The sequence below is a fragment of the Halalkalibacterium halodurans genome (genome assembly GCF_005671335.1).
Classification (GTDB): Bacteria; Bacillota; Bacilli; order Bacillales; family Bacillaceae_D; genus Halalkalibacterium; species Halalkalibacterium halodurans.
In genome coordinates, this window is the sequence record NZ_CP040441.1 from 1,551,621 (window position 1) to 1,566,515 (window position 14,895).

At 43.1% G+C, this 14,895-nt stretch carries 13 protein-coding genes; 6 read left to right on the plus strand and 7 right to left on the minus strand.

From position 1 onward, the window contains the following. Positions 1-44: 44 nt before the first annotated feature. From FED51_RS07585 to vrrA, 4 genes are all read right to left on the minus strand, one after another. Positions 45-1,262: an ISL3-like element IS651 family transposase gene (locus tag FED51_RS07585; RefSeq protein WP_138090369.1), complete on the minus strand. Its 1,218-nt coding sequence runs from the start codon at positions 1,260-1,262 to the stop codon at positions 45-47. 161 nt (positions 1,263-1,423) lie between these two features. Beyond that, positions 1,424-2,368, minus strand: a complete 945-nt coding sequence (locus FED51_RS07590) for a 4-hydroxy-3-methylbut-2-enyl diphosphate reductase (RefSeq protein WP_010897547.1) — start codon at positions 2,366-2,368, stop codon at positions 1,424-1,426. Between the two features lie 90 nt (positions 2,369-2,458). Next, positions 2,459-2,953, minus strand: coding sequence for a CarD family transcriptional regulator (locus FED51_RS07595; RefSeq protein WP_010897548.1), 495 nt, complete (start codon positions 2,951-2,953; stop codon positions 2,459-2,461). Between the two features lie 91 nt (positions 2,954-3,044). Continuing rightward, on the minus strand, positions 3,045-3,803 hold the full coding sequence (vrrA, locus tag FED51_RS07600; RefSeq protein WP_053431512.1) for a VrrA/YqfQ family protein: 759 nt from the start codon (positions 3,801-3,803) through the stop codon (positions 3,045-3,047). A gap of 228 nt (positions 3,804-4,031) precedes the next feature. On the opposite strand from vrrA, the gene FED51_RS07605 reads away from it, so the two are divergent. Both FED51_RS07605 and FED51_RS07610 read left to right on the plus strand, forming a co-directional pair. Continuing rightward, entirely contained in the window at positions 4,032-5,348 is a 1,317-nt protein-coding gene (locus tag FED51_RS07605; protein WP_053431511.1) for a DEAD/DEAH box helicase, read from the plus strand. Positions 5,349-5,378: 30 nt separating this feature from the next. Next, a complete protein-coding gene (locus tag FED51_RS07610) occupies positions 5,379-6,275 on the plus strand; it encodes a deoxyribonuclease IV (protein ID WP_053431510.1) in 897 nt (298 codons plus the stop codon). A gap of 52 nt (positions 6,276-6,327) precedes the next feature. Here FED51_RS07610 and FED51_RS07615 read toward each other — a convergent pair whose 3' ends face one another. Continuing rightward, a complete protein-coding gene (locus FED51_RS07615) occupies positions 6,328-6,594 on the minus strand; it encodes a DUF2624 domain-containing protein (RefSeq protein WP_010897552.1) in 267 nt (88 codons plus the stop codon). Positions 6,595-6,826: 232 nt separating this feature from the next. Between FED51_RS07615 and FED51_RS07620 the strand changes: the two genes are divergently transcribed. From FED51_RS07620 to FED51_RS07635, 4 genes are all read left to right on the plus strand, one after another. After that, complete coding sequence (locus FED51_RS07620; RefSeq protein WP_053431509.1) at positions 6,827-7,933, plus strand: two-component system sensor histidine kinase NtrB; 1,107 nt, start codon at positions 6,827-6,829, stop codon at positions 7,931-7,933. A 290-nt stretch (positions 7,934-8,223) separates the two neighbouring features. Next, positions 8,224-8,976 (plus strand): metal ABC transporter ATP-binding protein, encoded by a 753-nt coding sequence (locus FED51_RS07625; protein WP_053431508.1) that lies wholly within the window; start codon positions 8,224-8,226, stop codon positions 8,974-8,976. Then, on the plus strand, positions 8,976-9,854 hold the full coding sequence (locus tag FED51_RS07630; protein ID WP_053431507.1) for a metal ABC transporter permease: 879 nt from the start codon (positions 8,976-8,978) through the stop codon (positions 9,852-9,854). The genes FED51_RS07625 and FED51_RS07630 overlap by 1 nt, the downstream gene beginning before the upstream one ends. Positions 9,855-10,085: 231 nt before the next feature. After that, positions 10,086-10,781: a lytic transglycosylase domain-containing protein gene (locus FED51_RS07635; RefSeq protein WP_053431506.1), complete on the plus strand. Its 696-nt coding sequence runs from the start codon at positions 10,086-10,088 to the stop codon at positions 10,779-10,781. A gap of 244 nt (positions 10,782-11,025) precedes the next feature. Here the strand turns inward: FED51_RS07635 and FED51_RS07640 are convergent, their stop codons facing one another. Together FED51_RS07640 and ppx are read right to left on the minus strand one after the other, a co-directional pair. Next, positions 11,026-13,143, minus strand: coding sequence for an RNA degradosome polyphosphate kinase (locus tag FED51_RS07640; protein WP_053431505.1), 2,118 nt, complete (start codon positions 13,141-13,143; stop codon positions 11,026-11,028). Between the two features lie 119 nt (positions 13,144-13,262). After that, on the minus strand, positions 13,263-14,819 hold the full coding sequence (gene ppx, locus FED51_RS07645; protein WP_053431504.1) for an exopolyphosphatase: 1,557 nt from the start codon (positions 14,817-14,819) through the stop codon (positions 13,263-13,265). Between the last annotated feature and the right edge of the window lie 76 nt (positions 14,820-14,895).

Consider the following 14,895-nt stretch of genomic DNA (forward strand, 5'->3'; position numbering starts at 1 on the left):
GTTCTTAGTCAAATGTTGGGGTGGCATAGGAGGGCGAGCCCCTCTTATCCTACCCCGAATGTTTGATGTTTGAATTGATGATGCAAGAGAATACGGTTTCGCAAGCGATCATAACGCCGAAAACCAAAGGCATTTCTCTTAATCACCTTCGTTTGATTATTCAGTCCTTCAATAAAACCATTGTTTAAGCCAAACGCGAAGCTATTCAAGATCTCGGTCTGCCAGTTCTTCAGCGTCTGAATGGCTCGGTGGAACTCCTTTAACGGGCTCGCCTCCACTCTTCGGTAAAAGGCGTAGAGCCCTTGCTTCACCTCGCTCATTCGTCCTTCCCTTCCTTGCATCTTCGCTTCTTGATACCACTGACGAAAATGTTCTTTTAGCTCATACGCTTCCCTTAAATCAGGGGATAGCTCTAGGTACCGCTCCACCTTCTTCTTTTGCTTATCATCCAGTCCTTCTCTCTCTTTCTGAAACAGATGTTTGATCCGTTTACATCGTTTTCGATGATACGGATGGAACGCTTTTTGCACTCGGCGGCGAACCCCTTCCAGAGCCCAGTAGATGTAACGACAGAAATGGAACGGATCCCCAATGATGAGCGGGTGGCCTAAGGCCTTTTGAACAGCCGACTTGAAGGTATAACTGAGATCCATCACGACTGTTTTCACATGATGACCCTTCTCTTGAAGATATCGTTTAAGCGTATCGGCTTTACGATCCGGTAAGATATCCAGTGGCTTCCGTGTATCTGCATCCGCAATGATCACTTGATATTTCCCCGCATTCGTATCCCCTTTGTAATCATCAATCGCAATCCGAGGAGGAAGGTGATCCACCTTCTTCACGAGGGGGGCCGCCAATTGATCAAACCGGCGCATGGCAGTTGTCACGGACGTTTGGAATTGATTCGCTGTGTCCGTAAAGTTCTTCCCTTGAATGAGCCGTAAGCGAAACGCTTGATTCCATTCCACTGTCTGACGCTGATATCGCTCTACAAAACAGGCTTTCTCCGCAAACCGCTTCCCGCATCTGCACGCGTACCGGCGCTTTCGATAGAATAGATACACCCACCGTTCAAAGAGCTTGAGATGTTGAACTTTTTGGATGCGGTAATCATGGGTTCTCTCGGTTCTCTCCCCGCAGGATGGGCAACGATGAGGCGTTCGCGGCATTTCTACATGGAGCGCGATAAAGCCCTCTCGTTCCTCCATCTTTGTGACCTTCACACCTTTTAATCCGGGCAAATCCATGGTAAAATTCATCGTACACGCAGCTCCTATCCTTTCTTTGTTTCTGGACAATTCAAGGATAATGGATAAAGGAGCCTGCGTGCATTTTTTTTGCCCCTCTTTTGTGCAAAAACCCCAACATTTATTGTAGAGCCAAAAAAACTGTGTCCCTTAATTGGGCACAGTTTTTTCGGCTACTTTTTAATTTTCACTTTCGGTAAAATTTTCTGGAGGGTCACCTTACGTTCAGGAGTCCACGTTTCCGGTTTGGAAGGATCATACTTTTCAATAAAAGCAATGACTTCCTTCGTAATCGGCGTTGGCGTAGAAGCCCCGGCAGTGACGCCGACCGTCTCCACACCGTCAAACCATTCCTGTTGGAGCTCGGTTACATCCCCAATTCGATAGGCTTTTGTTCCAGCAATCTGCTCTGAAACTTGGGCCAATCGGTTCGAGTTGTTGCTCTTTGGATCACCGACTACGATGACTAAGTCACACTCTCTTGCCTGCTCAGCTACGGCTTCTTGCCGAACTTGAGTCGCTAGGCAAATTTCGTTATGGACTTCCGCCTGTGGGTATTTTTCCATCGCTTTTTTCATAATTTCCGAAACGTCCCACTGGCTCATCGTTGTTTGGTTCGTGATAATGATCTTGTCAGCGGAAATGTCAAGGCTCTCAACGTCCTCAACATTTTCGACGAGGTGGACAAATTCAGGGGCCACCCCTATAGCACCTTCTGGCTCAGGGTGTCCTTTTTTCCCAACGTAGATAAATTTGTATCCTTCTTGCGATTTTTCACGGATTAAATCGTGAGTTCTCGTAACGTCAGGACACGTAGCATCAACGACAGTCAATCCTTTTTCCTTCGCAAGCTTTCGAACTTGCGGTGAGACACCGTGTGCGGTGAAAATAACCGTCCCCTTATCCACTTGCTTTAAAATGTCAAGTCGATTAGGGCCATCTAATGAAATAATCCCTTCTTCTTCAAAGGCATCGGTCACATGTTTATTGTGGACGATCATACCTAAGATGTAGATCGGTCGTGGCAAGTCCAAGTTTTGTGCAGCTTGTCTTGCTAATACCATCGCATCGACTACACCGTAGCAGTAGCCGCGCGGAGAAATTTTTACAACGTTCATAAAGGCCTCCTTGAAAAGTCGAGTACTCGCTTTTCTAACTTTCTGGCGTTCAGCCCATATTATAAAGGAGAATCCGAACGTTGACAATCTTTACGTTTCAGAAGGTGAGGGGAGGTGCTCGTCAATGAATGCATATGCCTGTTCTTCGCTAATATTTTTAACAACGATTAATTCACTGGCAATAAACTGTTTCGCTTTTTGGAGAAAGTTGCGGTCTTGGATGTGAAGGCCATTGGTTCGCTCTGCTTGTTTTTTTGCTAAGCCTGATATGAGGTGTGCTGCATCAATAATCGATCCGCTTTTAAGTAGATTTTCGGTATCCTTTGAAAATTGGTTCGTAGATAACGGAGTTTCTGGACCTTTTTGCAGGGCGTCGATCAAATGATCCACATCGCTTTGATCGATCACTTTTCGTAATCCTGATTGTTGGATGCGGTGTTTAGGAAGCATGACCTTGATGTCCGTTAGCGGGAAGTGCAGGACGAAATAAGAATGAGTTTCACCAAGGATTTCTTTTTCCTCAATGTCTTGAACGACTCCGGCACCGTGAAAAGGATAAACGACATGATCGCCAATCTTAAACATGGGCATTCCTCCAAAAAGTTGATACCCTTAGTGTACCTTAAATAACACAAAATATAAATTCTATAAAGAAATTCTTTCCTTGTCAATCTTTTTAGATGTAAAGTTTAGGCCCAGGAAGACCGAAGCTTTCTTTTGTCGATTTGCTTGGTAATCGGTGGCCTTTATTTTTTGCTTTTGCTACTGTTGTTTTTTTCTTTGGCTCTGTTTGATTCTTAATCTCTGCTTTTTTCGTTTTCGGCTGCTGTTTTTCGTTTTTCTCCTCTTGTTCCGCTTTTTCTTCTTGTTTTTGACTGACCCCTTCTTGTGCAGTTGAATCGTCGTCTGTTGCTGTAGCTTCGTCTGTGGACTCATCACTGGAGCCAGGATTGCTCCGTAAAATTTGGAAAATAGCGGGTGCATTTCGAAACAAGGGACCATATTGCTGCACAAGAGGGCCGACCTGTTGGGCAACTCCGATAACCTTTTGTGCATTTTGCAACATTGTCATGACGTTCATTCCGCTTCTTGCTGCTCCAGTAGCTGCCCCGACCGCATTCGCAGCACCTGCGCCTTGACTTGCTGCACCAAACATATTCGCCATCCCCGCTCCTTGACCAGCAGCTCCAAAACCGCCTCCCATCGATTGCATCCCAGCTGCTGCGCTGCGTCCACCGCCGAACAGGCGTGATAATAACCCGCCTAGCCCTCTAGGAGCCGCACCACCTGCCATTGGGTTAATCCCTCCAGAGGAAAAAGCCTGAGGGCCAGCGCCCATGGCCCCTCCGCCAAACATTTGCGGACCAGCAAAGGGCTGGTGAGGTGGAACGGGCGGCATTGGGGGACCGCTAGGAGGACCCATAAATGGTTGCATAATGTCCCATCCTTTCTTCTAAACAACTTCGTTCTATGGTTACACTATGCATGGATAAAACAATAGGTGAACGTGGGGAATGAGATCGAGAATTCGCACAAGGTGTATAACTATGGTAAAATATAAGTTCGAAAAGAGAGGAGAATGGCAAGCATAAAGGTAATAACGTCAGAAAAAGCCCCCTCTTGATACGAATCATGGGAAATTAAATGAAAGTAGGAGACATGGATGAAATCAGCTAATTTTGCTCGTTTTCAAATAAAGAAGTTTTTACTAGAAGCATTAAGCGATAAAGGGATTACCCATCCGACAGAAATTCAGGAGCGGCTCATCCCGGCGATCCGAAATGGAAAAGACGTGATTGGCCAATCACAGACTGGAACAGGAAAAACGCTCGCCTTTTTGCTGCCAATTGTGGATCGGATTGAGGGGGAGCGTGAGGAAGTACAAGCTGTGATTACTGCACCGACAAGGGAATTAGCTGGGCAAATTTTTGAAGAGCTCCAAGCCTTGTTACGGCATGTGCCTCACGATGAAGAGGTTCGAGCGAAGCTAATTGTTGGAGGAACCGATCGAAGTCGCACTTTAGAGAAGTTAAGGGTACAGCCACAGATCGTGGTCGGTACTCCAGGTCGAATTTCAGATCTTGTCCATGAGCAAGCGCTGAATGTCTACACAGCGACAATGCTTGTCGTGGATGAAGCAGATCAAATGCTTGATATGGGATTTATCGAAGATGTGGACAAGGTAGCTGCTCGGATGGCGGAAAACTTGCAAATGATGGTTTTCTCGGCCACAATTCCAGAAAAGCTTAAGCCTTTTTTAAAAAAATATATGAATGAACCGCGCCACGTTCATGTACAGCCAAAACAGGCGACAGCAAACCTCATCGAGCATCGGATTGTGCCGCTTCGTCATAGGGATAAGCTCGAAATCACAACAGAAGTGGCCAGTGTTTTAAACCCGTTTTTAGCGATCGTTTTTACGAATACAAAAGAGCAAGCGGATGAGTTGGCCGATGCGATGCTGGCGGCAGGGCTTAACGTGGAACGGCTCCATGGGGGGCTCCAGCCTAGACAGCGAAAGCAAGTGATGAAACGAGTTAAAAATTATGAAGTGCAATATTTAGTGGCGACAGACCTAGCGGCAAGAGGGATTGATATTAAAGGAGTGTCCCACATCATTAATCATTCGTTGCCGAAAGATTTGGATTTCTATGTCCATCGTGTGGGGCGGACTGCACGTGCTGGTGCTGACGGAATTGCGTTAACCATTTTTGCGCCAGAGGACGAACAAGCGGTGCATAAGTTAATGAAACGAGGGATTCAATTTACGTACTATGACCTTAAAAAAGGGGAATGGCAAAAGTTAGACAAGCCTCCACTTGGTGTACCGGGTGAAAAGCGGCGAAAAGAGGATAAAGGTCTCGAGGCACCGATGGTGAAAAAGGCGAAGAAAGTGAAGCCTGGTTATAAAAAGAAGGCACGTCTTGCACAAGCAGACCAGCAGCGGAGACAACGCCGGTTGAATCGAAAAAAGAAATAGAGAATAGCGCAATAGAAAGGGAGAAGGACGATGACATTACATTTAGGATCACATGTGTCAATGAACGGGAAAAAAATGCTCCTTGGTTCTAGTGAAGAAGCTGTATCATACGGAGCTAATACATTTATGGTTTACACAGGGGCACCGCAAAATACTAGAAGAAAACCAATCGAAGAGCTGAATATTGAAGCAGGTAGGGCCCATATGAAAGAAAATGGTATTGACCATATCATTGTTCATGCTCCATATATCATTAACATCGGTAATTCGGAAAAGCCAGCTACCTTTAAGCTAGGCGTCGATTTTTTACAGTCTGAAATTGAACGGACACAGGCCCTTGGAGCGGATCAAATTGTCCTTCACCCAGGTGCACATGTAGGTGCAGGGGTTGATAAAGGGATTGAAAAGATCATTGAAGGATTAAACGAAGTGTTAACGGAAAATGATGGTGTCCAGATTGCACTTGAAACAATGGCAGGAAAGGGATCTGAATGTGGGAGAACGTTCGAGGAGATCGCTCGAATTATTAATGGTGTGACTCATAATGATCGACTTTCCGTTTGCTTTGACACGTGCCATACGCACGATGCTGGATACAATATCGTAGAGGATTTTGATGGTGTTCTGAATGAGTTTGATAAAATCATTGGCGTGGAGCGAATCAAAGTTCTTCATATTAATGACAGCAAAAATCCACGGGGAGCAGCAAAAGACCGACACGAAAACATTGGTTTTGGTCACATTGGCTTTAAGGCGCTTCATTACATCGTCCATCATCCACAGTTGCAAGACATTCCTAAAATTTTGGAAACACCGTACGTAGGTGAGGATAAGAAAAATAAAAAACCACCGTACAAATTTGAAATTGATATGATTCGTAACGGGACATTTCATGAAGGCTTGTTAGAGAAAATCGTTGCGCAATAAATAAAGAAAAGGCCGAGCTTGGAATCCGAGCTCGGCCGCTTTAAGTATACTGCTAAGGTAAGAGATGACTAAATTGTGTGAGCAATTGGTTGATCGTTTGCGCGAGCTGAGGGTCTGTTTCCTGTTGAAGGCGTTCGATTAAACGTTTCACTTGCGCTTCGTTCCCAACATCTACCGATTCCGAACGAAGGATTGCAATCACGTCTTTTGCTTGATTTCCTGTTAGGGGGATGCCATATTGTTTTGCCAGTTGTAGCAATTCCGGGGCAGTTAGACTATTTAATTTTTGGTTCACCATTTGAATCATAAACGGATTCATGAACAAGCCTCCCTGTTTAAGGTATCTGCAACACTATATGCCAAAGAAATGAGAAGGTGAAAGAGGATTTCAATATCTTCATCGCGAAATAAAACAAATAGAGCAAAAAAAGACAGGTCCTCGTATTTGAATAATTATGCTATGAAAGTATAATGAAACATGTAGAGCGACGTTAACCGATCGTTTACCTTTAGATGGCGGAGAAGGATAAGAGTAAAGGTAGGAGGGCTTTATGATTGAACGAAATGGAAATAAAGGATTAAAGCCTCAAACAAATCATGGTTCTTGTACAGTCCAATTAAAGGAGCTAGAGTTGACTACACAACATCATTCTTATTTAGAGAGCTTATTTTTTAAAGAGTTGAATTTACCGCTTATTAAGATTTCAAAGGATAATGAAGTGGTAAAATGGAATGAGGAGACCGTTGCGTTACTAGACATCTCCGATAAGGCTTTTTCCTATTTGACAATGGAAGAGTTGAACATTCGTTGGCCGATCATGAAGCGAGTGATGGCTGTGGTGGACATGAGTCGAGAAAGAGGGGAACCTGTAGAGGAAGAATTCGAGTGCGAAGATCTAACGGTGAAAATAAGAGCCTTATCGCCAACAGGCGAGGAAACTACGTATGTGATGTTTTTTGATCTATCCATACAAAAGCAGTTCGAAAGTTTACTTACGTTTCACCATCAAATGGAAGCGGTGTCTCATATTGCCGCAGGGGTAGCTCATGAATTGCGCAATCCATTATCAGTCATTAAAGGCTTTTTGCAGCTTTCACAATTAACCGATGGTTTCTCGAAATACTATGATACGATCATGTCGGAATTAAACCGGATGAATGGAATCATTGAAGACTTTTTATCTGTCTCGAGGAAAAAGATTGAACGAAAAGCACAATCACCTAAGAAAATAATGGACTCATTAACTGAAATTATTAAGTCCGAATGTTTGTTACATAATGTTTCTTTTGAAATTGATCTTCAACCTACAAGTAAGATGGTTTATGTCAATGAGTCAATGATTAAACAAGTAATCCTCAACCTTCTCCGCAACTCAATTGAAGCGTTTGGTGACGCTAAAATCGATCGGTTATTTCGTGTTCAAGCCATTCCGAAAGAGCACGAGTATGTGTTAACGGTGGAAGACAATGGGAAAGGAATGACCAAGGAAGTGTTAGCACAGCTCGGAAAACCATTTTTTACAACAAAGGACCGTGGAACAGGAATCGGTATCCCACTGTGTAAGAAAATCATCGAAGATCATAATGGAACGTTCCAAATTGAGAGTGAGCGTTACAAAGGAACGAAGGTGACGATCCGATTACCGTTCTCTTCTTAATGAAAAGCCTAACACGTTGAGTGTTTAGGCTTTTTTCGTGCTTTTTTTGCAATGAACAATCAAAATCATTTACAAGAAGAAAAAGGACAGCTATAATTGGAGTTAGCATAAAAAGTTTACTTAGGGAAACTTTTGTTCCTGTGATAAAATTTATCGTTCCGCACTGATGGACCTTACATGTCATATATGTAATAAAGAATGGGCGGATGACATAAAAAAGTTGAATAACGCCAAATTAAAATAACATCGTACGTTTTAGGTTAGCCTCTTGGAAGGAAGGAGAATGGGCCATGAATCCAGTTGTAAAAGTCGACAATCTATCTGTTTTTTACGAACAACATCAAGCGATTAAAAACATTCGTTTTCAAGCTGGGTCGGGACAGATGATTGGAATTTTAGGTCCAAATGGGGCCGGGAAATCAACGTTAATGAAAGCGATTCTAGGATTGGAAAGATATACAGGAACGGTGAAAGTATTGGACAAACACGTAAGGCATGTGCGAAAACAAATCTCTTACGTCCCACAGCGAAATGCAATTGATTGGGATTTTCCTGTTTTGGTTGAAGATGTGGTGATGATGGGACGCTTTGCCCATATCCCTTGGTTCAAACGTGCTGGTAAAAATGATAAACGACTCGTGGAAGAATCTCTTAAGAAAGTAGGGATGGAGGAGTACCGTAGCCGGCAAATTGGAGAATTGTCAGGGGGGCAACAGCAACGCGTGTTTATTGCCCGAGCATTAGCTCAGGAATCTGAATTTTTTTTCTTGGATGAGCCGTTTGTTGGCATTGATGTGACGTCAGAATCGATCATCCTGTCATTACTTCAAGAATTGCGTGACCGTGGAAAGACAATTTTTGTTGTTCATCATGATTTAAGTAAAGTGGAAAAATACTTCGATCAAGTATTGATGCTAAACAAAGAATTAATTGCATACGGTCCCGTAGCGGATGTCTATACGCCAGAGATGGTGGCTAAGACCTATCAAGGAAATCTTGCCACGTTTTCAAAGAAAGATGAAGTCTTGGTGGTGAACGTCTAATGGGCAATCTAACATTCTTTTTCGACCAATTGCTGAGTTACTCTTATTTGCAACAGGCCCTTACTGCTGCAATTTTAGTTGGCATCATTTGTGGAGTGATCGGTTGTTTTATTATTTTACGGGGAATGGCATTGATGGGGGATGCCATTTCTCATGCAGTATTACCAGGTGTCGTCATTGCTTACATGATCGGTGCGAGCTTTTTTATTGGCGCCGTCATTACGGGTGTCATTACGGCACTTGCGATTGGTTATGTGTCACAAAACAGTCGAGTGAAGGAAGATTCAGCCATCGGCATTTTATTTACAGCAGCCTTCGCATTAGGGATTGTGTTAATAACAGGAATGCGCGGCACGGGAGTGGACCTTTGGCATATTTTGTTCGGAAATGTGTTAGCGGTATCGCGCACAGACCTATGGGTTACCCTCGGGATTGGTCTGTTTGTCCTGCTCATTATTATTCTCTTTTACAGACCGTTGTTGCTTAGTACATTTGATCCCGTTATGGCACAAGCGACTGGAATTCCCGTCCAAATGATTCACTACTTGTTAATGCTGCTTTTATCTCTCGTCACGGTAGCGGCCTTGCAGACAGTTGGGATCGTTCTTGTGGTAGCGATGCTCATTACACCAGGTGCAACTGCTTATTTATTAACGAACCGTTTGCCTGTTATGCTCTGTTTAGCGGCGATGTTCGGGGTCATATCCGCCATTGCTGGAATCTATTTTTCGGTGATTTATGATGTGGCCTCAGGGGCTTCCATTGTTCTAGTCGCTTCTACTTTGTTTGCACTTGCCTTCTTTTTCTCACCAAAACAAGGTGTGTTGACACGCTATTGGCGAGGAAAGCGGGCGAAGGAAATGAGTGCAACCTCGTAAAAATGGACCAGTCGTACCAATTAAGGAAAAAGTCGGGGTTGACAATATTCTGACGAATGAGTATTAGGAAGAATGTACGAGGATGACGAACGTATTAAAAGGATAATGCCTATTTTATCGAAAAGACTTTGCAATATACGAAATACGATCCTTATAAGGAACTCGTTCATGTTTGAACTCTCCCTCTTGATTCGCTACGATAAAGAGCATTGAAAGAGAGGGAGTGACATCATGAAAAAGAAGTGGCAATTATCACTTGTCATTGTGTTTGCCATGACTTCATGTATTTTATATATTTATCAAATGCAGCTGAAGGAAAAAGTGGAAGCGTATCGTGAAGAGTTAATGATAAAAAATGAAATGGAAGAACTGGAACATCATCTTGCGAATAAGTCATTCATTGAGGAAGGCTGGCTTGATTATACGACATGGGAAGCATCTAATGAATTAGCAGAAATGTTGTATGAAGATAGCGAAGGGGCCTTTGAGAAAGAGTGGGGTTGGTTTTTAGCCGGGATCAGTCAACAATATGGAGTAGATCCTTTGATTGTCTACGAATTGTTACGGACAGAGACAGGAGGTACGTTTGACCCGACGTTGGTTGGACCAGAAACCCAATACGGGCGCGCGTATGGAATGGCTCAGTTTATGCACAATACGGCACCGTGGATTGCTGAAAAAGCAGGTCTACCGTACGAGGACGATTTGTTGTTTGATCCGGTGTACTCTATTCAGCTTGCGGTAGTCTATTTAGATTTCCTTTACGATAAGTATGAGGATTGGGATCACGCTTTGACTGCATACCATCGTGGCATGTATGGACTTGAGAAATACATTGAGGAAAACGGAAATGCTGAAAGTTGGTACGCCGTTGAAATTCAAGAAAATGCCGAGAATTATGATTGGGTTGCTTTTACTGGTGAATAAAAACCTGAGTGTGAGAACGAATCGATTTTTCATTCAAAAGAGCTTGGAACAAAACGAAAAAGGTTCGGATCATTTTATTTTGATGATCCGGACCTTTTTTCTGTTGATTCAATGTTTGTGTATACACATTACTAGACGGCTTTTCCTCTTTTCAAAGTTGATTGTTAAAAGCACGAGACGCCCCGCGGCAAGCGAGTGGTTTTTGAAACGAAACTGTGATTTCACCTGCTCCGTTTTAATACTTCTACTCCGCTTCGCTGTCGCTGAATCGAGAAGCCATATCGAAAAACGTTAATTGACTCTGAACGGGTTGCTCAGACGGATTCCGCTTCACGTATCGGTATTGACCGAACTGATTTTGCTCCCGTGCTTTCATATTATCAAGGAGGGTAATCGTTAAAATTTCGATGATTCGTCTCTTCGTGGATTGTTGATAAATCGGGAACAAAATTTCAATTCGCTTCTCCATATTCCTTGTCATCCAGTCTGCAGACGAAAGGAACACTTTGTCGTCGCCGCCATGATGAAAATAAAAGATTCGGCTATGTTCAAGGAAGCGATCGACGATGCTAAAGACGCGAATATGTTCACTTACATTTGGTATTCCAGGGCGTAAGCAGCAAATGCCGCGAACGATTAGTTCGATTCTTACACCTGCGCGGGAAGCTTCATAAAGCTTTAAAATAATCGGTTTATCTGTAAGTGAATTCATTTTCGCAATGATGTGGCCATTTCCATTTTGCTTGTGACATTCAATTTCTTGATCAATTAAATCTAAGAAGGTGTCTCGAATTTCAAACGGAGCGGTTGACAGATGGTGCCACTGCGGCTTTTCACTATAACCGCTCAAATGATTAAAAAAGTTCGTGGCGTCAATGCCAAATTCTTCGTCCGCTGTTAAGAGACCCATGTCGGTATATAACTTTGCGGTAGAATCGTTATAATTTCCGGTCCCTAAATGGACAAAACGTTGAATTTCATCGTTATGGTGGCGAACGACCAACGTGATTTTACTATGTGTTTTCAAGCCGGTAATCCCGTAAATGACGTGAACCCCTGACTTTTCCAACTTTTTTGCCCACTGAATGTTATTTTCCTCGTCGAAGCGAGCCTTTAATTCCACAAGCACGGTTACTTGTTTGCCGTTTTCCGCAGCTCTTGCCAATGCATTGATAATTGGAGAATCACCGCTTACTCGATACAACGTCTGTTTGATTGCTAACACTTGAGGGTCTTCCGCAGCGGTTGCGATAAAGTCGATGACCGGTTGAAACGATTCGTACGGATGGTGCAAAAAAATATCTCGTTTTAAAATCGCATCAAAAATATTCGTTTCCCCAATTAAATCTTCTGGTGGCTGTGGAATTAATGTCTCATTCGTTAAATGCTCGTAATCGACGATGAGTCTATTGTATAGCTTAAATAAAAACGTTAAATCGAGAGGACCTTGCAGTGAATAAACGTCATTTTTATGAATTTCCAATACGTCAAGAAGGAGCTTTAGTACATTGGGATCCATAAGCCCTTCTTGCATTTCGAGTCGTACAGCAGCTCCCCATTTTCGTTTCTTTAATTCTTTTTCGATTTCACGTAACAGATCTCTAGCCCCTTCTTCGTGAATGGGCAAGTCGGCGTTACGTGTAATTCGAAACGGAGAGACAGATTTGACTGTATACCCCTTAAAAAGTTTTTCGATAAAATAGCTAATGACATTTTCAAGCAGAATAAATTGATTCTTTCCATCTTCACAAGGTAACAAGATGAAGCGGTTAAGAACGGAAGGTACTTGAACAATCGCGAGTTGCTCTCGGCTATCAGACTCTTTATTCTTAATGACGACGGCTAAATTCAGACTTTTATTAAGTAACATTGGAAATGGCCGATAGGCGTCTACGGCCATGGGAGTAAGAACAGGAAAAATATAATGATCAAACCGTTTTTCTAGGAAAGATCGCTGCTTGTCTGAAAGCTCATCGAACGTTAAAAATTGAATACCGTGCTGTGAAAGCATGGGCATAATCGTTTCCGTGTAGACACGATCTTGGAGTTGGACGAGCTGATGGTTTCGTTCTGAAATTTGCCGTAATTGCTGTTTAGGCGTAAGACCTGCTTTATTTTCTGGCTTGTTGAAACCAGCTTTTACTTGATCCTTTAACCCTGCAACCCGAACCATAAAAAACTCGTCTAGGTTTGAACTGAAAATGGCTAAGAATTTTAGCCGCTCCAGCAAAGGGTTTCGTTCATCAATCGCTTCTTCTAGTACACGCTCGTTAAAAGCGAGCCAACTAAGTTCACGATTGTTATAGAAGGCTGGTTCATTTAAATCGATGTCTGATCTTGTCATTTTCTCCTCAGTCCCCATTTTGCCACTGGAGCCTCCATTCATTCAAAGAAGTTTTCGTCTTTGCTTGCGAACCGGTAACGAATGGTTCGTAGGCTTGAAAAGGCCCTTACCCTCATTTTATCAGGCGAATGTAAATTTTATGTGAAATTTGATAAAGGGAGAAAGGGAAGCTCTATCGTCTTTTTAATGACCTTCTCTACATGCTTTACGTGCTTTAACGCATAGTCCTGTTCGAACGATGGGTCAAGGTCATAATGGTAATAGAGTGGGAGAACGATCGCGTCTCGTTTTGCCTCGATCGTACCGATTTTACCGATTACATGACGGCGGGTTCGATTTAAGCAATAAGCGAGCTTTAAAATGGCGCCGAGAAATTCGAACCGTTTCAACTGTTTTTTCGAAATCAAGGGCATAAAGGGTGAGGCCATATGCAACAGTTGTGCTTTTGATTTAAAAGAAGACACACAAGCTAGCGCAAGACGCTCCTCATGATTTAATCCATCAATCGACATATTGGTTAGCAAATAAAACGTATGTTGACTGCTTGCTTCTGGGTTAATGTGCTCTCCAAGGTATAGTACCCTTGCCGCCCGATGAATAAGGGTAAGATTTTGCTGATGCTCAAGCTTTCCATTATAAAAAGGGGCCAATTGCTCATATAGCTTCGTCGCGAGCTTCGCCACTTGCTTGACGTGCTCGAGATTAATTTCATATTGGTGGTAGAGTTGATAGAAGCTCTCTTCCACCACATTTGGAAAGCATTCCAAGTTAAGTTGTTCCAAAATTTCGCTGTAAAATAAACCATCCCGTAGTCCTTTTCGGCTCATGATGAATTGGGAAGATCCGACCGTTTTCACAAGGCTGGAAATCGCTTGCGTCCCAGGAATGATGACATCGACCCGATCCTTAGAAAGCCCGTCCAATCCCTCACGTTCTGAGGACGTTAATCGTTGTAGCATTTGAGTAACAGAGTGCAACTCTTCAGCAGGGAAAGAATACTGATGAAGTCCAGCTAGCGGGTAATCGGTCTGACGTTGATGGATTAAGGAAAGATTTCGCGCCGTTCCACCTATGCCAATCACAGGGAGATCTTTGGCATCCTGTAACCATGGCAATGTCGCAAAGGCACTTTCCAAGAATTTCTGCAGCGATGCTAATTCCTCCTCGCTTGGATCGGTGCTGTGAAAGAAATCACGATAAAGTGTAATGGCACCGAACGGAAAGCTATGATAGTGCAGCAGTTTACGGTTGGAAAACCGGGTGATTTCAGTACTTCCTCCGCCAATATCAATGGTGATACCATCTTGGATTGATGTAGAGTTCACGATCGCCAAATAACCAAAATACGCCTCTTCATACTCAGATAACAGCTTTATCGAAAAGCCTGTTTCTTGCTCCGCAAGCTTCAAAAGCTCCTTGCGATTATTGGCCTTCCGCATGGCAGCAGTGGCAACAACGATGGCGCGGTCGCAATGGTGATCCTCCGTTAAGGTACGAAATTTTTGTAGTGTAGTTAGCAAAATGGAGGTTCCTTCTTTCGTAAGGTTCCCTTGAGCGTCAAGATGATTGCTTAGTCGAGCAACGGTTTTGAAATTGTAGAGCTCTTGATAATGACCATGTTCATTTATCGTGTTAATAACGAGACGGATGGAATTGGAACCGATATCAATAATGGCAAGTCGCTGTCTTTTCAATGGAGATTCTCCTTTATCGAAAAAATAAACATCTACTTTTGCTACTAGTATACAAAAAAATGACGGACATGGAACG